We start from the raw sequence: 18,734 nt of genomic DNA on the forward strand, positions 1-18,734 counted from the left end.
AAGCTGTATGTGCGAATATGAGAAAGCTCATTCATATATGTTTTGGTGTAATAAAAAACCAAGAAGAGTTTAAGCTCCAAGAAAGTTAAGTACGACCTTGAAGCTTAAAATGAGAGATGGTATCTACGGGAAAACTTTAAACCCTGAGTTTAATCGTCGTAGACGTAGAGCTTGCTCACGTTAGAAGCGCAGCTTCTAGTTACTTATGTACAGCTCAAAACCATTCACTGCTCTTTAACTTAAGCTGTGGTATTTTAAACACCTTGTTTAAAAGGATCTTGCTGTATGTTTAAAGCTGTATTCATCACCTTTGTTTTACTATTTATCACTATTTTTAATGTGGGCGCGCAGGCTCACACAGCTCAAACAACGCCAATTGTTGGCGCTGCGCAGTACGCACATTATTTACCACAATTAAAAAATAAACGTGTTGGCCTTGTGGTAAATCAAACATCGCTTGTTGAAAATACTCATTTGGTTGATGCTTTACTCACTAAAAATATAACCATAACCAAAATTTTTGCACCTGAGCATGGCTTTAGAGGCGATCACGACGCTGGAGCCCATGTTAAAAATGCGGTTGATAGCAAAACTGGTATCCCGCTTATTTCTATTTATGGCAAAAACAAAAAACCAAGCGCTGAGGCTCTAAGCGAAGTAGATGCTATTATTTTTGATATACAAGATGTGGGCGTGCGCTTTTATACCTACATAAGCTCTATGCATTACATGATGGAAGCCGCAGCCGAGCAAGGTATTGAGTTTATTGTGCTTGATAGGCCAAACCCCAATATTACCTACGTTGATGGGCCAATACTTGAGCGCCAATTTAAATCGTTTGTAGGCATGCACCCAATACCCGTGCTGCACGGCATGACGGTAGGCGAGCTTGCAAAAATGATCAAAGGCGAAAGCTGGATCAATAAAGCGGCTGATTTAAAGCTTACTGTGATCCAAGTTGATCATTACACGCGCTTAACATCCTACAATTTACCTGTAAAACCCAGCCCTAATTTACCTAACGATCAATCAATTGCGCTGTATCCGTCGCTGTGCTTTTTTGAAGCAACCCCTGTAAGTATTGGCAGAGGCACCGACTTTGCGTTTCAAGTAATTGGCTACTCGCCCGTTGCGCTTGGGGGTTTTAGTTTTACACCGCGCTCGATAAAAGGGGCGGCAGCAAACCCTAAATTTAAAAATACCCCTGTAAAAGGGCTCGATCTACGCACAGCAAACACGCGTGGGCTTGATTTAAGTTATTTAATTACGGCTTATAATAAATTATCTAAAAACAATATTACCTTTTTTGAACGCGCTGATTTTATGGATAAATTGGCTGGTACCAACAAACTACGGTTAGCTATTGAAGCAGGGCAATCAGAGCGGCAAATAAAACAAAGTTGGCAGCAAGGGCTTGCAGCATTTAAAAAGCAACGAGCGCCGTATTTGCTGTACAAGTAAGGGGTATAAATGGCTTTAGTAATAAACAAAAAATTAAGCAGCTGTTTTAAAACGGCTTTACTGGCGCTTGTTAGTGTTACTCTTGTAGCGTGCAGTACGGCAAATAAGCCAAATGAGTTTACAGCAAGTGAACTTAAGCAAAGCAAATTAGTAACGCTTCCAAACGCCCAAGTTATTGTCACTTTTCCTGAGGCTAACCCAAGCAGCCGTGAGTACGTAAATAACCGTGGCACATTTAAAGCGTATAAAGGGCGAGGGCAGTTATTAATTCAAAATAATAACGCTATTAGCGCCGATATTTTTATAAATAACCAAAAGCTTAATATTACCAACCAATTAGCCGCCAATACTTTATATGAGTATTCGCTAGCAAGGCGCACCCACAACGGGGTAAATACGTTTAAGGTTGAAAATATTAAACCTAAAGGCGCAAGCCTTACCTTGCGCTTTGAGTTTCCAACCTTAAATACCGCTGCGCAAAGTAATATAGACTTTAGCCAGGTCGATGCCCTTATTGAAAAAGACATACAAGCTGGTTTTCCTGGTGCGGTATTGGCCGTTATTAAAAGTGGCGAACTCATAAAGCTTAGTGCCTATGGCGATGCCAAACAGTACCAGCAAAGTGATTTAATGCTACTACGCCCAGAGCCAATGCAAACACACACTCTGTTTGATTTAGCCTCTAACACCAAAATATTTGCCACTAATTTTGCCCTTATGAAACTTGTAAGTGAAGGGCTTTTAAATATAAACAAGCCCGTACAAAGTTACTTACCCGAATACAAAGGTGATGGCCGCGAGCTGCGCACAGTTAAAAATTTACTCACGCATACAGCGGGTTACCCACCTGTGTTTGATTTTCATCGTAAAGGTGCTAAAAATGGCGATGCGTATTTTTCGCAAAATAGCCAAACCACAAAGCAGTTGTTACTTTCGCAAGTACCGCTGAGCAATAAATACCCCGCACAAGCCGTTTACTCCGATATTGATTACATGATTTTAGGCGTACTGGTTGAGCGTATAACCGGGCAACCACTTGATGACTACTTAGAGCAACACATTTACGCCCCACTTAAACTGACCAATACGGTATTTAACCCACTTAAAAAGGGCTTTAAACGCGCTGAATTTGCAGCAACCGAGCTTAGCGGCAACACTCGTGATGGCCGTATTACCTTTGAAAATATTCGTACCAATGTTTTGCAAGGCGAAGTGCACGACGAGCGAGCATTTTATTCGTTTAATGGCGTAGCAGGGCATGCCGGTTTATTTAGTAACGCACCCGATTTAGCTGTGCTTTGCCAAGTACTATTAAACCAAGGTGGCTTTGGCAATACCCAATTATTTAGCGCATCAACCTTAACGCAGTTTGTAACGCCACAACTAAACAACGAAACCTATGGCCTAGGCTTTAGGCTTGCAGGTTACAGCCAAGCTAGGCGTTGGCATTTTGGCCCTTATGCAAGTGCACAAGCGTATGGTCACACCGGCTGGACGGGCACAGTAACGGTTATTGATCCAACCTACGACTTAGCCATTATTTTATTGACCAATGCGCGGCACACAAAAATAAAAGGCGGGCAAAAACACTACCAATTTTTGGGCAAGCAATATGAGACCGCGCAATATGGCTCGGTGGTATCGCTTATTTACGAAGCACTACTAAATCAATAAATTATCGTTTAGGCTAAAACGGCCTAAGTGCAGTGCCTTAAGTGATTTATTTGCAGGTGACTTAACTAAGCCAATCCATTAAGCTAAGCGGTTTACAAATTCAGGCCACATTTTTAAAACGGCCTGTAAAATAAGCGTTTCAACGTGAATAAAGCGAACGCACTTCGCTATTAATAAAGGTTAATTTATGTCTTGGTATTCTATATTACCGCCGCTCATTGCTATCGCTATCGTATTTTGGCGAAAAGAAGTAATAATGGCACTTTTGGTGGCCGTGGCTTCATCAGAATTTTTACTCGCTATACAAGGCGAGGGTAATACCTTATTTGCTACATTTTTAAATACCATTGAGCGCATAATATCGGTAGCCAGCTCGCCGGGTAACACTCGCATTTTAATATTTAGTATTATGATTGGTGCCTTGCTTGCCTACATACGCGAATCAGGCGGCGTAGCAGCCACCGTTAATATGCTAATGAATAAAGGCATTGCAAAAAGTAAGCGCCAAGTTGGCTTTTTAACCATGTTTACCGGCATCGCGGTATTTATAGAGTCAAACCTCAGCGTATTAACCTCAGGTATTGTATCGCGTGGCTTGTTCGACAAGTTTAAAATGAGCCGAGCCCGTCTTGCTTATATTATTGATAGTACCAGTGCACCGGTGTGTATTTTAATATTACTTAACGGTTGGGGCGCATTTGTACTGGGTTTACTTGGCAATTACGAGCTAAGCGAATCGGCAGTTTCTATTTTATGGGGCAGCGTAGGGTATAACTTTTACGCCATTATCACGTTAGTCATTGTGTTTTACACTATCGCGTTTGATAAAGTACACGGCCCAATGAAAGAAGCCGAGCAAAAGCTAGAGCTGCAAAAAACTGACCTAAAAGAAGAAGTAAAAGGCTCTAAAGCGCGTTACATGCTAGTGCCATTACTTACCCTAATTGTGAGCATGGTAGGCTTTATGTTTTACACCGGCAACGGCGTACTTGCAGAAGGCAGCGGCTCTAAATCGGTTTTATACGCAACGGTATTAGCCATTGTGGTTGCATATGTTTTAATGATTAGCTCGCGCCAATTTACTCACCATCAATTAGTCGACACCGGCTTTAAAGGCATGGGCGAGTTATTACCGCTGGTGAGCATTGTATTGCTTTCACTTACACTGGGCGCAAGCTTAAAAGAGCTAGGCACGGGCGTATTTGTCGCATCGCTAGTGGGCGATTACCTACCTATTTACTTAATTGTACCAGTGCTGTTTTTAACCGGCGCGGTTATGTCGTTTACTACGGGTACCTCGTGGGGCACATTTGCCATACTTATTCCTATTGGTGTACCGCTTATTCAAGCACTCGGTTTACCACCTTCACTGGTGGTAGGCGCTATTTTAGGCGGCGGTATATTTGGCGATCACTGCTCCCCTATATCCGACACCAGCGCTGTATCGGCACTCGCCTCGGGGTGTGACTTACTCACCCACGTTAAAACGCAGCTACCATATGCGTTATTTGGCGGCGCACTGACGTTTATAGCGTATTTAGTAACAAGCATAATTGTGTTATAAAATTTGCTCGTTTAAATACAAAAAGGCCTGCTTAATCGCAGGCTTTTTTGTTTTAAATATGCAGTTAAGTACCCGTATTTATATTTTTTAGGTTATTGTATGGCATGAGCTTTAAGCTTTTTAATAGCTATAAATTCTTACTTTTTAACTTATACAAGGCTGTAAACCCACACTATGTTTGTAATAGATAATATCATTCTTGTTAGTGCCATTTTAATTTTACTAGGGGTTATCTCGAGCAAGCTATCTGCGCGCGTTGGCCTACCCGTGCTGGTGCTATTTTTACTGGTGGGCATGCTTGCAGGTGAAGACGGTATTGCAGGTATATCATTTGATAACGCAGAGGCTGCGCATGCTCTGGGCACGTTAGCACTGGCTATTATTCTATTTGATGGTGGGCTACAAACGCCAACCAGCTCTATTAAACAAGTGTGGAAACCTGCTTCGGCTTTAGCTACGGTCGGGGTGCTTTTAACGGCTGTAATTACCGGCCTTGTCGCCACTTATATTTTAGACCTACCCGTATTACAAGGCGTTTTACTGGGCGCTATTGTGGGCTCTACAGATGCCGCTGCCGTATTTGCACTTTTACGAAGTGCAGGCATTCACTTAAATAAAAAACTTAAATCAACCCTTGAAATAGAAAGTGCCTCGAACGACCCAATGGCTATTTTTTTAACGGTGGGTTTGCTCGAAATGCTAGTTAACGACATGCCAATAGGGCTGGGTTTACTGCAGTTATTTGCCCAGCAAATGGGCGTAGGCGCCGTTTGTGGGTTTTTAATTGGTAAGGTGTCGGTGTGGTTTATTAATCGAATAAAATTAAATGCATCAGGTTTGTATTTAGTAATGGTAACCGCATTTGGGCTGCTTTCTTTTGGCCTTTCTGCAACGCTTGGCGGCAGTGGCTTTTTAGCTGTATTTATAACCGGCGTTATTTTAGGTAACAGTAAATTTGTATATAAACGCGGCATTTTTCTGTTTCACGATGGTTTAGCGTGGCTTGGGCAAATAACCATGTTTGTTGTGTTAGGGCTTTTAATTAACCCCTCGTCGTTGGTTGATGTATGGCTAGAAGGGTTGTTAATTGCACTGGCACTTATTCTTGTTGCTCGCCCACTAGCGGTAGCGCCAATTTTAAAATTATTTGGCTTTAATAATCGCGAAACTTTATTTGTATCTTGGGTGGGGCTAAGAGGCTCAGTGCCGATTATTTTAGCTATATTCCCACTGTTGTTTGGCCTTTCAGGGGCGGAGCTTATTTTTAATGTGGTTTTTTTCGTGGTGTTAATCTCGGCCACGTTGCAAGGCTCAACTATGCCTTGGATGGCTAAAAAGTTAAGTTTAATAGAGCCGCCACCCGATTTAGCAGCTGCAACGCTCGAAATTACCGCCCTAAACGATATTGATATAGAAATTGTAGAGTATACGTTAAGTGAGGTTTCTCGCGTTTCTGGGCGCAGTTTGTCTCATGCTGCACTGCCAGAAAGTGTAGTTGTAGCCATGATCACACGAGGGCCTTCAATCATACCGCCACGCGGCTCTACTAAATTAAAACCAAACGATCATTTATTTGTTGTTTTAAAACCCGCTAACAGACCTTTTGTTGATTTAGTTTTTACAGCAACCGATAAAACAAACCACCAAGACAGCCACTTAGCGCGCAACGAACTTAAAGTGAAAGGGGTTACGCTAGTAGGCGATATATTTTACTCATACCACATGAAAATAGACGCCCCAGAGGGCATAAGCTTGGAAGAGGTGATCAACCAAAAGCTTTCAGGAGAAATCAGTAAAGGCTCAATTGTGGTTATTGGTAATGTTCAACTACGCGTTATAACAATGGTACATACACGTATAGTGACCATCGGCTTAAAGTACTTACACAATCCAGAACAGCGACTTTTAAAGCAGTAACCATTAACGCTGATTTATAAGATATTAGTGACGTAGGTTGGGTTGAGTGACACGAAACCCAACGTATCACCGATGCAATGAGCAAACCCAAGGCTAATTATATGTAGTGTTTGTTGTAGGCGTACAGCTTGCTGGCGCGTCGGGCGTTAGCCCGCAATTTAATATTTATAATAGACTTTATAAATGTTTGTTAACCCATCATAAAACCATAGATAATAAATTAACGATAAAAATATCTCGACTTTGTTATTGCCTATAAGTATTAATTCAGTATGAGAAAATTTATGATATACATATAAAAAAGTTAAGGAAGACAAATTGCTAAATTACTCATATTACCCATTTAAGAATAAGTTAGATAAATTAAATTATACTGATTTAAAGAGGCTAGAGCAGGTTGCCGAAGGCTGGTACATTGATTATAAGCGCCAAGGATTAAAAATAACTGACTATGCCAAGCATATATCAGGTTTTGCAAATCAATATGGAGGTTGGTTAATTATTGGCATTGATGAAAGTTCTAATGGTAAAAGGACTGCTGAGAAGTTCTTAGGCGTTTCTTTAGATGAGGTAGAAAAAATATCTACCGAACTCAGAGAGGCTATTTCAGCTCATATTAATCCAGAAGTTTTATATGAAGAAAAAGTGTTTTATGGTCCATCACCTGAAATTGGACTAGATGAGGATAAAGCTATTGTAATTGTCGGTATTCCGATGAGCCATAATACGCCACATATACACTCATCAGGAAGAGTCTATAGGCGGTTAGCAGATCAGTCTAAGCCAAAAGAGGAAAGTGATAGATATATTCTTGATGAACTGTGGAAAAGAGGTGAAGCAAAAAAAAGATCGGTACTTGAGTTTTTAAATAAACTTCCTGAACTTCCCGCCTCTCAGTCAGAATCACAGTGAGCGCACATATTTATTAAGCCTTCGGAAAGTCAATTACCTCCCTCAAAGTTATTATCTTTTGATGAGTTTTCCAAGTTTACTACTAATATTGATAAAAATATTAAGTGTATGTATGCACCTATGCAATCTGTATCTTCTACAGTTGATGGCTTTATAGCTAGACAGATACATAATAATGATCCAAGTTTAGCATCTTTAAGTATACGTTGGTGGCATGATGGTTCTGTTAGGTTTGATATCCCTTTAAATAGTTATAGTTTGGAAGAATTGGTGAGTAGTACTAAAAATGAACATGCTTCAAAGTTTTATAATATTGCTATAGGCACTGGTTATAAAGATTTGAAAGTAATTGATTACTCAATATTTAGTACAGCTCTTTTTAGCCTAGTTAACGTTTATTTACATATATTAAAGTTACGTGGAGATAAAAGGGATTTTTACTCTTCATTTAATCTAAAGAATATTTTTTACACTTCACCTTATATCGATTCATTAAAATTTATTGAAAGAATAAAAAAGCTTTCCATACCTTTAAATACTGACAAAGATATATCTTTTCCTGTTGAACCATCCGAGAGAACAATGATAAAGCATAGTAGCCCTTTCTATAGTGGTAGTGATATTGTTGAAGAGGATGGTTTTCCTAAAGCCTCGATTGAGTTTTCGATTAAGCTGATATACAAACTGTTTAATTCTATTGGAATCGTCAATAATATTGAGGACTTTATAGATGACAAAAGCATGCTTTCAGTAAAAAGTTAAATAGTGATACTAAAAATTATTACAATGGTAATTTTTCTTAATTATCATTGTTTTCCTAAGCCCCACACTGCCTAACCCCAACTCCAGCATGTTTAAGCGCTACTATCTGCCCTTTACCGTTATGCGCCATAGCCAGCATATCACCCGTATTTAGACCACTTTCTACCGCATGTTTACCCTTTAAATCACTGAGCAGTGATTGCTTAATTTGTACCAGTACCTCGTCATTACAGCTGGCTATGAACCAGTCGTTATCAACCTTTACGAGCGTGCCGTATTCTATGTGGCGTTGTTGGTGTAAGCGCAAGCTATTAGCGTGCTGAGTATCGAGTGCGTGTTTTTGCTCGGTAATGGCGCTTGTGTAATTGCCTGATGGGTTTATTTCGTGGGTTTTAATAATTGAGTAGTTGTGAATATCGATAGTGTTAAGCACCGTTTTAGGTGCGTAGTTAATGCCATTGCTGTTATCAAATACAATAAATGCGAATACGCCCAGTGCGCAGGCAAGGCTGGTTAACTGTAGCGTAAAACTAAGCCTTGAGGGCTTTTTATGGCTGGCATTATTAAGTAACGCTTTTTTTTGGGAAGCGCTGAGTGTAGTGCGTGCTTTTCGCTCTTTGTAGTGTTGAGTGAGCTTTTGATCAAACTGCTCATCAGGCTTGTTCATTGTTTGCTCCTAATAAACGTTTAAGGTTTTGCTTGGCATAGCGCAGCCTTGTTTTTACGCTCTCATGGTTGCTTTGCGTTATAAGCGCTATGTCGGCAAGGCTAAAGCCTTCTTGTTGTAAGGTAATGGCTTCGCGTTGAACAAAGCTCAGTTGCTTGAGTGCGCTATCGAACGCTTGGTAATTTATATTGCTAATACTATTGTTATTACCTTGCTCATTTTGCTGCGCGGGTAGGTGGGTGTTTCCGTCAAGCTCTACAAAGCGCTGCTGTTTGCGGTATTCGTCTACTAATGTGTTGCGCGCGAGTTTAAATAACCACGCTTTTGGCGTGGTTTGCGCTTGGTAAAGGTGGCGTTTTTCGATTACTTTTAGCCAGGTTTGTTGGCTTACGTCGTATGCTAAATGCGTATTAGATTGCGTCACTAGGTAGTGATATAAATCGTTACTGAATAAGGCAATAAGCTGCTCTAAGTAGCGGTTGTCGCCACTTTTTGCGTAACTTGCCATGCAATCCTTGCTTGGCGTTTCAAATAACCATGACTTAATACTGAGTAGCATAGGCGTTTAGTCCGTTAAATAGAGTTATCTAATTTAAAATCGAGCTGTACGGTTTGATCTGTTTGTAATTGTGCCACACCTTCTATTACTTTGGGGCGATATTTCCAGCGTTTTATGGCTCTTATTGCTTCGCGGTCAAAGGTACGTTTGGGCTCGGCGTTTATTACCACTGGGTTTATTACTTCGCCGGTGGGCGAAATGCTAAAGCTCAGTTGTACCCAGCCTTCTATGCCATTGCGCGCAGCAGATGTTGGGTATTTTGGGTTTATGCGCACTATGGGTGTTGCATCGCCTGTTGGGCGGTTAATCGTGCTATTTATGTCATCTCCAAAATCATCAATAGTGATTGGTGTTAATTCGTTAATCGCTATTACAGGGTCGTTTGAGGTATCGACTGGTGGCGCTTTAGGTGGCGTTTTTGGCACAGGCGGTGGTGGCTGTATTTTTTGTATATGCCTTACTTTTGAATCCTCTGGTGCCTGAAAAATCTCTACAATAATATCGTCGCCAAGTTTTATAGGCGCGCGCTGCTCGCCACTAATTAAGTATTGCATAAATGCAAAGGCGGCAAAGGTCATTACTGCGCCGCCAATAACGGCGGTTGATGTTTTAATAAATGCTGAATTATTGGGTACTTCAAGTGTGTGCATAAGCCGCTCCGAGTAAACTTATTGGGTTGTTTAAAAGCTATAACGGGGGGCAAATCAAAAAGGGGTTAAATAATTTTATAAAAATTGCGGGGTTTAGTTACAATAGCGTTCGCTATATTTTTACTTATTAAATTTTTAGGCTGTTATGCAACTCATACAAATAGATAAAGCACGTTACCGCAAACATTTAAATAGGGTAATTGCTGGGTGTGCGGCGGGTTTAGCTGTTGGCAGCTTGGCTATATCGCAAACGTTAATTGCGTTGTTTCCTGATGAAAGCGGGAGTCACTTTCATTGGAATTTAACCGGTGTTGTTATAACAAGTTTGGCCATTGGCTGGCTGTTAAATAAATACCGTACCCATAGTTTTATGACCGAAGTGGTCTATGTGTGGGAGCTTAAACAAGCGCTTAATAAAATAACCCGCAAAATGCCAAAGCTAAAAGCGGCAGGGCGCGAGGGTAATGCCGATGCATTGTTAGCGATTCATTATAGTTATGCGGGCTCACGGCTTTTATGGCAGCTTGACGATAACACCATTACTATGGACGAGTTAGCTATAAAACAAGCGGAGCTTGATAGTGTGGCGGCCAAGTATAACCTGACTTTAAATGCCGATGACTATAACGAGGCTATATTAAAACAGTTTTAAAGCCTAGGTGGTTAAATTAGCTGAAGGAGCCTTAATGAAAAAAGTACTGATAGTGTGTTTAGGTAATATATGCCGCTCGCCCACAGCAGAGGCGGTGTTAAAAGCGCGTGCTAAAAAATTAGGCGTTGAGGTAAAAGTCGACTCGGCAGGAACTATTGGCTACCACGAAGGTAAAACGCCAGATAGCCGCTCAATGGCTGCAGGCGAAAAACGCGGTTATAGCTTTAAAGGTATATTTTCGCGCCCAGTTCGCAGCAGCGATTTTACTGAGTTTGATTTAATTTTAGCGGCCGACACACAAAACTTAGCTGACTTAAAAGCGCAATGCCCCACCCATTTACATTACAAGCTGGCATTGTTTTTAGAATACGGCGAGCAAAGCCAAAGCGCCATACCCGACCCATACTACGGCGGCGATGATGGCTTTGAAAATGTGCTCGATTTAATTGAAGCCGCAAGCGATAAAATACTCGCAAAGCTTTGAATAAAACTACCTGAACAAAAAAGACGCTATAATACCTTGCGTGTTATCTGGCTATTTTAAAGTCGAGCTGTACTTGCGTGCTTGCAACAACGGGTTGGCCGTCTTCAAATTTTGGTGCATAACGCCACTTTTTAAGTGCCGTAAGTGCCGACCTTTCAAACTCTTTCCCCCCTTGTGAGCTAACTACCTCTGGGTTTTTAACAAAGCCTGCGGTATCTACGTCAAATTCAACAACGACAATACCGTCTCGCATTTGGCGCGCTTTGTTTTGTGGGTACTCAGGGTTTTTGCGATATATAGGTGTTTGCTCTTGTGTTTTTTTCCACGGCACCATTTTAGCAATTGCTAAACAATGCTTAGTGGCTTGTTCGCTTTGGCCTGTTTTTTCGTAAAGGTTAACAAGCTTTGAGTGCGCAGTAAGCTCAGCGCTGTGATCAAAGCTTAAGTTGTTATCAAATACCGATACAACATGGTTTAGTCGTTCAATGGCTTCATTGTATTTTTTCTTACCTTGAGCAAACGACGCCATTAAAAAGTCGGCTTTAATGCGCTCTACGGTGTTGTCGTCTAGGTTATTACGGTAGTAGTCATCGGCTTGGTTAAGCAGTGTTTTAGCTTTATGGTATTTTTTATGAGCAAATTTTTTGGCAAGCAGCGAGGCTGCTTCAAACTGCATGTCGGCAACAAATTTAGGGTTGTTTTGTGTTTTAGCTATTTCAATTATACGGTCGTAATCGTTATCGGCTTGATAGGCCGAGCTGGTGTTTTCAGCCTTGCCTATTAGGGCATCGATTGTTTCTATTGCATTTTTACCGTGGTTATTTGCCAGTATTGTATAGGCTTGCGAGTAAAGTTCGAAGCGTTGCTCTGATACATTTTTTTTGTCGTTGATAGAGCGCGGCGCTGTAATTGCTTTGGCGTAATTAATAGCAAGGCTTGCGGTGTTATCACTTTTATCACCATAAAGCGCAAGGCCTGTAATATAGGCATGTTTAGCTGCTTGCTCTATGTTTTCGTCTTTTTTAACAGCCGTTAAATAACTTTGGTATGCATCAGAAAAGGCGGCTTTATCATCGCTTACTTGGCTTGCATTGGCCTGGCTTGCAAAAGCCGTAAAGGTTAATCCGATAACTAAGGCGAGGTGTTGTGCTTTCATAATAATCCCTATTAGTGTTCAATCTAGAAACAAAATACCACAAGTGATAATGGTTTTCATTATCTTTTGTGTGGGCACTTGCTTATAAAACTAACTAATTACCTAATACCCATGTGCACTAAGCTGTAACTAACTTTCGTCATTATACTGTACTAATAGTGCCTGCTGAGATAACTAGGTAACACCGTTTTAGCTTTTTATAGGTGCGGTGTATTAACTTAATGTATAAGCAGCGTGGTAAAAGTAATAAAATTAAAATAGCAAATGCGTTCAAGTTTGTCATTGTTTTGGGGAAATAGCCCTAGGTAGTGGGAGTTTATTGCATATTAAGATTGAAAATAGGCTGTGTAATCGCCATATATTTGCCATAAACCTAGTGTACTACGATCTAACTTTAAACATTTGTGATATTATCACCTTATGGTGTCGTAGTTATTTAATTATTTGGATTTGTCGTGGCGCAAGTAAGAGCAAGAGCCCAGCTTAATGTTGGCAAAAATAGTGATATTCCCGCAGAAATAGTGTCTTTTAGTGGCTTAAAAGACGGCCAAGAACACGTTGCGTTTGTATTTAACAATGCTGATGTAAATCAAAATGTGCCGCTTATTCGCATGCACTCTGAGTGTTTAACCGGTGATGTGTTTCATTCATCGCGCTGCGATTGTGGCGAGCAGTTAAATGAGTGTATTGAAATGATGCACGAGCAAGGCGGGGTGTTATTGTATTTACGCCAAGAGGGCCGGGGTATTGGTTTATATAATAAAATTGATGCTTACGTGCTGCAATCTCAAGGTATGAACACTTACGAGGCTAATAACCACTTAGGCTTTGCCGACGACTTACGTGATTTTTCGGACGCGGTATTAATGCTCAACGCACTTAATTTAAGCCACGTTAAATTAATGACCAATAACCCTAAAAAGCTTAATGCATTAAAAGATGCCGGCATTGAAGTAGACACCGTTATTGGTACCCATGCGCATATTAAAGCAGGCCTTACAGGTAACAAAGCTTACCTAGAAACCAAAATAAAACACGGCGCACATATGTTAGATATTAAAAAAATTAAAAAACCTTAACTATTTAATCATGTAGTGTCTGTTAATCCCCCCTCACGCCAAGTTATACTTGGCGTGTTTTGTTTAATTTAAGAGCCAGTATGTCTAACGAATTACGAATTTTTAAAGCCGATGCCGGGCTAAAGTGGTTTAAAGCCGGTTGGCATATTTTTAAAACCCAGCCATTTACCTTTGTAGTTATGCACTTATTAATAGGCATAGTGGGCATACTGTCGTTATTTTTACCTTTGCTACAAGTTGTTGCGGCACTTGCTACGCCTTTTTTAACCGCCGGTTTTTATCAGGCGGTGCTTAGCAAGCAGCAGGGAGGTAAAATTATGCTCGCCGACATACTCAAACCCTTTAGCGCAAAAGGTAACCGTTTAGGGCTACTACGTTTAGCGCTTTACCAAATGGGGGCGAGTATTTTAATGGCCTTATTGGCTAATGGCCTATTTGCCGATGCCGTGGCTATTATGAGCCAAGAGGGGCTTGATCCTAACATTGCGCTTGAGCAAACCTTAAATAGTATTTCGGGCGCCAGTGTGGTGCTATTTTTAGTGGCAATGGCGGTGTATTTAATGGCGTTTGCTTACGCGGTACCGCTTATTTATTTTAGTAAAGAAAAACGCATTTTAACGGCGCTTAAAAATTCGCTATTGGTTTTTTATCATAACCTGTTCGCATTGAGTGTTTTTGGCATTATTTGTGTTTTATTTATGGCGCTTTCTATGTTCTTATCGTTCTTACCGCTGTTGATTTTAATGCCAATTTGCTACATTAGTTTCTTTGTATCTTATCAGGCTATTTTTATGCCAGTTGTACCGCCAAGTGACGATAGTAATGTTAAACCACTTAGCAGTGAACAAAGCGGGCGCTTTGACGCTTAATGGATGATAAGTTAAAACAAAAACTTAAAAACTATGTACTGTGGTTACTTGGGCGCCAAGAGTATTCGCGCCGTGAGTTAACCTTTAAGCTTCAGCAAAAAGAAGCCAGCGACGAGTTTATAGAAACCCTGCTTAATTGGTGCGAAGAGCACAATTTTATTAACGAGCAACGTTATTGCGAAGGGTTTGTCAGAAAACACATTTTTAAAGGCCATGGCTTAAAGCGCATTCAAAGCGAAGCCATAGGCAAAGGGATTGACCGTTCACTACTTGAAAGAGTGGTTGAAGAGCTTGAAATAGACTGGTTTGAGCTTGCGCAGGAAGCGTACAACAAAAAGTATTCAACTACACCGGCCAACCTCGAGTACAAAGATAAAGCTAAGCGCGTGCGCTACTTAATGTACCGAGGATTTAGCTACGAACAAATTGATTTTGCAATGCAAGCACAGTAAATACAGGTGAGATTTTCACATGCAGCACATGACTACGGCACAACTTAGGCAACAGTTTTTAGACTTTTTTGCCAGCAAACAGCACCAAATTGTCCAATCGGCTTCACTTATTCCGGGTAACGATGCCACGTTGTTATTTAACAATGCCGGCATGGTTCCTTTTAAGGATGTGTTTTTAGGCGCCGAAACTCGCCCTTACACGCGTGCTACAAGTGCACAGCGTTGTGTGCGTGCTGGTGGTAAACATAACGATTTAGAAAACGTAGGTTACACAGCGCGTCACCATACATTTTTTGAAATGCTAGGTAACTTTAGTTTTGGTGATTACTTTAAACAAGACGCTATTAAGTTTGCGTGGGAGTTTTTAACTGAGGTTGTTAAATTACCACAAGAAAAACTACTTGTTACTATTTACCACGACGATGAAGATGCATTTGGCTTTTGGCACAATGATATTGGCCTAAGCGAAGATCGTATTATTCGTATTGCTACCTCAGATAACTTTTGGTCAATGGGCGATACTGGCCCGTGTGGCCCGTGTTCTGAAATATTTTACGATCACGGTGAGCACATTTGGGGTGGTCCTCCGGGCTCACCTGAAGAAGATGGCGACCGCTTTATCGAAATTTGGAACCTTGTATTTATGCAGTACAACCGTCAAAGCGACGGTACTATGGAGCCGCTGCCTAAACAATCTGTTGATACAGGTATGGGCCTTGAGCGTATTGCTGCTATTTTACAAGGCGTGCATTCAAACTACGAAATCGACTTGTTCCAAGGCTTAATTGCAGCTGCGGCAAGCGTAACTAACGCACAGGATTTAAACGATAAATCGTTACGCGTTGTTGCGGATCATATTCGTTCGTGTGCGTTTTTAATTTCTGATGGTGTTATGCCGTCAAACGAAGGCCGTGGTTATGTATTGCGTCGTATTATTCGTCGTGCAGTACGCCATGGTAACAAGCTTGGTGCACAAGGTGCGTTTTTCTATAAACTGGTTGCAGCGCTTATTGAACAAATGGGCCAAGCCTATCCAGAGCTTGCAAAGCAGCAAGAAATTATCGAAAAAGTACTGCGCATTGAAGAAGAACAATTTGGTAAAACCCTTGAGCGTGGCTTAGCTATTTTAGAAGAAAGCCTAAGCGAGCTTAAAGGCGATGTTATTCCTGGTGATTTAGTATTTAAATTATACGACACCTATGGTTTCCCCGCTGATTTAACGGCCGATGTAGCCCGTGAGCGCCAAATGACAATAGACCATGCAGGCTTTGAAGAGTGCATGGCTGTACAGCGTAAAACAGCGCAGCAAGCTGGTAAATTTGGTGCCGATTACAACGAGCAATTAAAGTCAGAAAAACACACTGAGTTTAAAGGCTACGACAGCACACATCATAGCGCTACAGTAGTAGAAGTGTTTGCAAATGGTGAGTCGGTTTCTATTTTAGAAGACGGCCAACAAGGCATTGTTGTACTTAACCATACGCCATTTTATGCTGAATCTGGTGGCCAAACAGGCGATACCGGTACCATTACTGTTGCAGGTGGCGAGTTTACAGTGACTAACACTACTAAGCTGGGTAATGCGTTTGCGCACCACGGTAGCGTACAAGGGCGCATTGCGGTTAACGATAAAGTAGATGCCACTATTGATGATACACGCCGTGAACGCATTAAGAAAAATCACACAGCTACGCATATTTTACACGAAGCACTGCGCCAATTATTAGGTGAACACGTAAGCCAAAAAGGCTCGCTGGTTGAGCCTGAGCGTTTACGTTTTGACTTCTCACACTTTGAAGCGGTTACTAAAGACGAGCTACGTGAAATTGAGCGTGTAGTTAACGATGAAATTCGTCGTAACTTTGCCCTTAACACTGAGCTTATGGCGATTGATGACGCTAAAGCAAAAGGGGCAATGGCGCTGTTTGGCGAAAAGTACGACGATGAAGTACGCGTAGTAACCATTGGCGATTACTCAATTGAACTGTGTGGCGGTACGCACGTAGAGCGCGCGGGTGATATTGGCTTATTTAAAATTGTATCTGAAAGCGGTATTGCTGCAGGCGTACGCCGTATTGAAGCAGTAACAGGCGCAGATGCAGTGGCGTATGTAAGCGAGCAAGAAAAACAGCTAAACGATGTAGCAGCGCTGGTAAAAGGTGATAGCGCATCGGTACTTGAAAAAGTAACTGCGCTTCTTGAAAAGTCTAAAGGCCTTGAAAAGCAAATTGCACAGCTTAACGATAAGCTAGCCAGTGCAGCGGGTGCGTCTTTACTTGATTCGATTGTTGAAATTAATGGCGTTAAGCTATTAGTGGCAAACGTTGAAGGTACTGAATCTAAAGCGCTTCGAGGTATGGTTGACGATCTTAAAAACAAGATTGGCTCAGGTGTTATTGCACTGGGTGTTGCCAGCGGCGAAAAAGTGAGCCTAATTGCCGGTGTAACGAAAGATTTAACCGGTAAAGTTAAAGCCGGTGAGCTTGTAAACCACATGGCAGGCCAAGTAGGCGGCAAAGGGGGCGGTCGTCCTGATATGGCACAAGCGGGTGGTTCACAGCCTGAAAACCTAAACGCCGCGCTTGAAAGCGTGACAGCCTGGGTAAGTGAGAAAGTTTAAGCTTACGTGGCACTTATTGTCCAAAAGTTTGGCGGCACTTCGGTTGGCTCTATTGAGCGAATAGAAGCGGTCGCCGACCTTGTTGTTAAAACTAAGCAGCAAGGTCATCAAGTGGTTGTGGTTCTTTCAGCCATGTCGGGAGAAACCAACCGCTTAATTAACCTCGCCAAGCAAATAGATACTCGCCCGAGTAGCCGAGAATTAGACGTACTTATTAGCACTGGAGAACAGGTTTCTGTTTCGCTCCTTGCTATGGCTATTATAAAACGTGGCCATTCGGCTGTAAGCCTACTAGCCGATCAGGTTAATATTCAAACCGATAACATGTTTGGTAAAGCCCGTATTGAAGAGGTTGCTGCGACGCGTTTAAAGCATGAGCTTGAGCATAATCGGATTGCGATTATTGCCGGTTTTCAGGGGCGCGATGTAGAGGGTAATATTACAACCCTTGGGCGCGGCGGCACCGATACCTCTGCGGTAGAAATAGCCGCGGCAATAAAAGCCGATGAATGTCAGATCTATACCGACGTTGATGGCGTATACACTACTGATCCTCGTGTAGAACCAAACGCACAGCGAATGCGCCATGTAACGTTTGCCGAAATGCTAGAGCTGGCAAGCTTAGGCGCAAAAGTATTGCATATTCGTGCTGTTGAGTCGGCTGGTAATCATAAAATGCCGCTAAGGGTGCTTTCGAGTTTTGAGCCCGATGAAGGAACGCTAATAAGTTTTGAGGAGAGCGATATGCCAACTAAGGTTGTGTCGGGGATTGCGTTTAATCGTGACGAATGCTTGATAAAGGTACATGGCGTACCATACTGTGTTCATTCTCTTACAAAAATTTTGAAACTTTTTGCAGAAAATGGCATCGAAATAGATATGATTAGTCAAGTTAATCATAACTTTGAAAAAATAGACTATGCTTTTACTGTGCATTCAAATGACTATTTGCAAGCACACGATTTACTAACTCAACAACAGGTAAATCTGCAGGCTGATAGCATTTCTAGTGATACAACAGTTGCAAAAGTGTCGGCTGTTGGCATAGGAATGAAGTCTCACAGTGGTGTAGCGCATCAATTTTTTGATGCATTGGCGCAAGAAGGCATACACATAGTTTTAGTATCGACGTCTGAAATCAAGGTATCGGTTTTAATTGACGAGAAGTATTTAGAACTAGCAGTAAGAGCGTTACACTCAGAATTTTTAACAGAAAATGGATAGTTTGGGAGTTTTTACTTACTTTTCAATCAATT

Annotated in this window: 17 protein-coding genes; 13 read left to right on the top strand and 4 right to left on the bottom strand. The window is 41.5% G+C overall.

Translation table 11 applies throughout. From position 1 onward, the window contains the following. Positions 1-285: 285 nt before the first annotated feature. The 6 genes from PSH41_RS19005 (at position 286) to PSH41_RS19030 (ending at position 8,290) form a co-directional block, all read left to right on the top strand. Positions 286-1,461 carry an exo-beta-N-acetylmuramidase NamZ family protein gene (locus tag PSH41_RS19005; protein WP_273589969.1) on the top strand — a complete coding sequence of 392 codons (1,176 nt, stop codon included), beginning with the start codon at positions 286-288 and terminating at the stop codon, positions 1,459-1,461. Between the two features lie 9 nt (positions 1,462-1,470). Then, on the top strand, positions 1,471-3,135 hold the full coding sequence (gene pbp4b / locus PSH41_RS19010) for a penicillin binding protein PBP4B (protein WP_273589970.1): 1,665 nt from the start codon (positions 1,471-1,473) through the stop codon (positions 3,133-3,135). Between the two features lie 187 nt (positions 3,136-3,322). Beyond that, positions 3,323-4,699, top strand: a complete 1,377-nt coding sequence (locus PSH41_RS19015) for a Na+/H+ antiporter NhaC family protein (RefSeq protein WP_029773935.1) — start codon at positions 3,323-3,325, stop codon at positions 4,697-4,699. A 174-nt stretch (positions 4,700-4,873) separates the two neighbouring features. Next, on the top strand, positions 4,874-6,616 hold the full coding sequence (locus PSH41_RS19020) for a potassium/proton antiporter (protein WP_054983858.1): 1,743 nt from the start codon (positions 4,874-4,876) through the stop codon (positions 6,614-6,616). 318 nt (positions 6,617-6,934) lie between these two features. After that, positions 6,935-7,528: an AlbA family DNA-binding domain-containing protein gene (locus tag PSH41_RS19025; RefSeq protein WP_273589971.1), complete on the top strand. Its 594-nt coding sequence runs from the start codon at positions 6,935-6,937 to the stop codon at positions 7,526-7,528. A 120-nt stretch (positions 7,529-7,648) separates the two neighbouring features. Continuing rightward, positions 7,649-8,290 (top strand): hypothetical protein, encoded by a 642-nt coding sequence (locus PSH41_RS19030; protein ID WP_273589972.1) that lies wholly within the window; start codon positions 7,649-7,651, stop codon positions 8,288-8,290. A gap of 55 nt (positions 8,291-8,345) precedes the next feature. Here PSH41_RS19030 and PSH41_RS19035 read toward each other — a convergent pair whose 3' ends face one another. Genes PSH41_RS19035 through PSH41_RS19045 form a run of 3 tightly spaced genes read right to left on the bottom strand, consistent with a single transcriptional unit; the run spans position 8,346 to position 10,166 of the window. Then, positions 8,346-8,957, bottom strand: a complete 612-nt coding sequence (locus PSH41_RS19035; RefSeq protein WP_273589973.1) for a hypothetical protein — start codon at positions 8,955-8,957, stop codon at positions 8,346-8,348. Next, on the bottom strand, positions 8,944-9,516 hold the full coding sequence (locus tag PSH41_RS19040; RefSeq protein ID WP_273589974.1) for a sigma-70 family RNA polymerase sigma factor: 573 nt from the start codon (positions 9,514-9,516) through the stop codon (positions 8,944-8,946). Before PSH41_RS19040 ends, PSH41_RS19035 begins: the two co-directional genes overlap by 14 nt. Before the next feature lie 14 nt (positions 9,517-9,530). Further along, complete coding sequence (locus PSH41_RS19045; RefSeq protein WP_248442746.1) at positions 9,531-10,166, bottom strand: energy transducer TonB; 636 nt, start codon at positions 10,164-10,166, stop codon at positions 9,531-9,533. Between the two features lie 145 nt (positions 10,167-10,311). Here PSH41_RS19045 and PSH41_RS19050 point away from each other — a divergent pair, with 145 nt between their 5' ends. Continuing rightward, positions 10,312-10,818 (top strand): DUF3087 domain-containing protein, encoded by a 507-nt coding sequence (locus tag PSH41_RS19050; RefSeq protein WP_004587507.1) that lies wholly within the window; start codon positions 10,312-10,314, stop codon positions 10,816-10,818. 34 nt (positions 10,819-10,852) lie between these two features. Beyond that, positions 10,853-11,302: a low molecular weight protein-tyrosine-phosphatase gene (locus PSH41_RS19055; RefSeq protein ID WP_024031596.1), complete on the top strand. Its 450-nt coding sequence runs from the start codon at positions 10,853-10,855 to the stop codon at positions 11,300-11,302. Between the two features lie 43 nt (positions 11,303-11,345). On the opposite strand, the gene PSH41_RS19060 is transcribed toward PSH41_RS19055, so the two are convergent. Then, complete coding sequence (locus tag PSH41_RS19060; RefSeq protein ID WP_154945180.1) at positions 11,346-12,458, bottom strand: energy transducer TonB; 1,113 nt, start codon at positions 12,456-12,458, stop codon at positions 11,346-11,348. A 455-nt stretch (positions 12,459-12,913) separates the two neighbouring features. On the opposite strand from PSH41_RS19060, the gene PSH41_RS19065 reads away from it, so the two are divergent. The 5 genes from PSH41_RS19065 (at position 12,914) to PSH41_RS19085 (ending at position 18,702) form a co-directional block, all read left to right on the top strand. Then, positions 12,914-13,537, top strand: a complete 624-nt coding sequence (locus PSH41_RS19065; protein ID WP_024031598.1) for a GTP cyclohydrolase II — start codon at positions 12,914-12,916, stop codon at positions 13,535-13,537. Positions 13,538-13,617: 80 nt separating this feature from the next. Beyond that, on the top strand, positions 13,618-14,406 hold the full coding sequence (locus PSH41_RS19070) for a BPSS1780 family membrane protein (RefSeq protein WP_273589975.1): 789 nt from the start codon (positions 13,618-13,620) through the stop codon (positions 14,404-14,406). Next, positions 14,406-14,858 carry a regulatory protein RecX gene (locus PSH41_RS19075; RefSeq protein WP_004587512.1) on the top strand — a complete coding sequence of 151 codons (453 nt, stop codon included), beginning with the start codon at positions 14,406-14,408 and terminating at the stop codon, positions 14,856-14,858. Before PSH41_RS19070 ends, PSH41_RS19075 begins: the two co-directional genes overlap by 1 nt. Before the next feature lie 19 nt (positions 14,859-14,877). Next, positions 14,878-17,478: an alanine--tRNA ligase gene (gene alaS, locus PSH41_RS19080; protein WP_273589976.1), complete on the top strand. Its 2,601-nt coding sequence runs from the start codon at positions 14,878-14,880 to the stop codon at positions 17,476-17,478. 6 nt (positions 17,479-17,484) lie between these two features. Further along, positions 17,485-18,702 carry an aspartate kinase gene (locus tag PSH41_RS19085; protein WP_054983851.1) on the top strand — a complete coding sequence of 406 codons (1,218 nt, stop codon included), beginning with the start codon at positions 17,485-17,487 and terminating at the stop codon, positions 18,700-18,702. Positions 18,703-18,734: the final 32 nt, after the last annotated feature.

It is taken from the genome of Pseudoalteromonas sp. CST2, from assembly GCF_028599385.1.
Taxonomy (GTDB): domain Bacteria; phylum Pseudomonadota; class Gammaproteobacteria; order Enterobacterales; family Alteromonadaceae; genus Pseudoalteromonas; species Pseudoalteromonas atlantica.

Excerpts from the sequence above, each read along its gene's own strand:
- PSH41_RS19005 (WP_273589969.1), top strand. The coding sequence starts at position 286 with ATGTTTAAAGCTGTATTCATCACCTTTGTTTTACTATTTATCACTATT.
- pbp4b (WP_273589970.1), top strand. The coding sequence starts at position 1,471 with ATGGCTTTAGTAATAAACAAAAAATTAAGCAGCTGTTTTAAAACGGCT.
- PSH41_RS19015 (WP_029773935.1), top strand. The coding sequence starts at position 3,323 with ATGTCTTGGTATTCTATATTACCGCCGCTCATTGCTATCGCTATCGTA.
- PSH41_RS19020 (WP_054983858.1), top strand. The coding sequence starts at position 4,874 with ATGTTTGTAATAGATAATATCATTCTTGTTAGTGCCATTTTAATTTTA.
- PSH41_RS19030 (WP_273589972.1), top strand. The coding sequence starts at position 7,649 with ATGCAATCTGTATCTTCTACAGTTGATGGCTTTATAGCTAGACAGATA.
- PSH41_RS19035 (WP_273589973.1), bottom strand. The coding sequence starts at position 8,957 with ATGAACAAGCCTGATGAGCAGTTTGATCAAAAGCTCACTCAACACTAC.
- PSH41_RS19040 (WP_273589974.1), bottom strand. The coding sequence starts at position 9,516 with ATGCTACTCAGTATTAAGTCATGGTTATTTGAAACGCCAAGCAAGGAT.
- PSH41_RS19045 (WP_248442746.1), bottom strand. The coding sequence starts at position 10,166 with ATGCACACACTTGAAGTACCCAATAATTCAGCATTTATTAAAACATCA.
- PSH41_RS19050 (WP_004587507.1), top strand. The coding sequence starts at position 10,312 with ATGCAACTCATACAAATAGATAAAGCACGTTACCGCAAACATTTAAAT.
- PSH41_RS19055 (WP_024031596.1), top strand. The coding sequence starts at position 10,853 with ATGAAAAAAGTACTGATAGTGTGTTTAGGTAATATATGCCGCTCGCCC.
- PSH41_RS19060 (WP_154945180.1), bottom strand. The coding sequence starts at position 12,458 with ATGAAAGCACAACACCTCGCCTTAGTTATCGGATTAACCTTTACGGCT.
- PSH41_RS19070 (WP_273589975.1), top strand. The coding sequence starts at position 13,618 with ATGTCTAACGAATTACGAATTTTTAAAGCCGATGCCGGGCTAAAGTGG.
- PSH41_RS19075 (WP_004587512.1), top strand. The coding sequence starts at position 14,406 with ATGGATGATAAGTTAAAACAAAAACTTAAAAACTATGTACTGTGGTTA.
- alaS (WP_273589976.1), top strand. The coding sequence starts at position 14,878 with ATGCAGCACATGACTACGGCACAACTTAGGCAACAGTTTTTAGACTTT.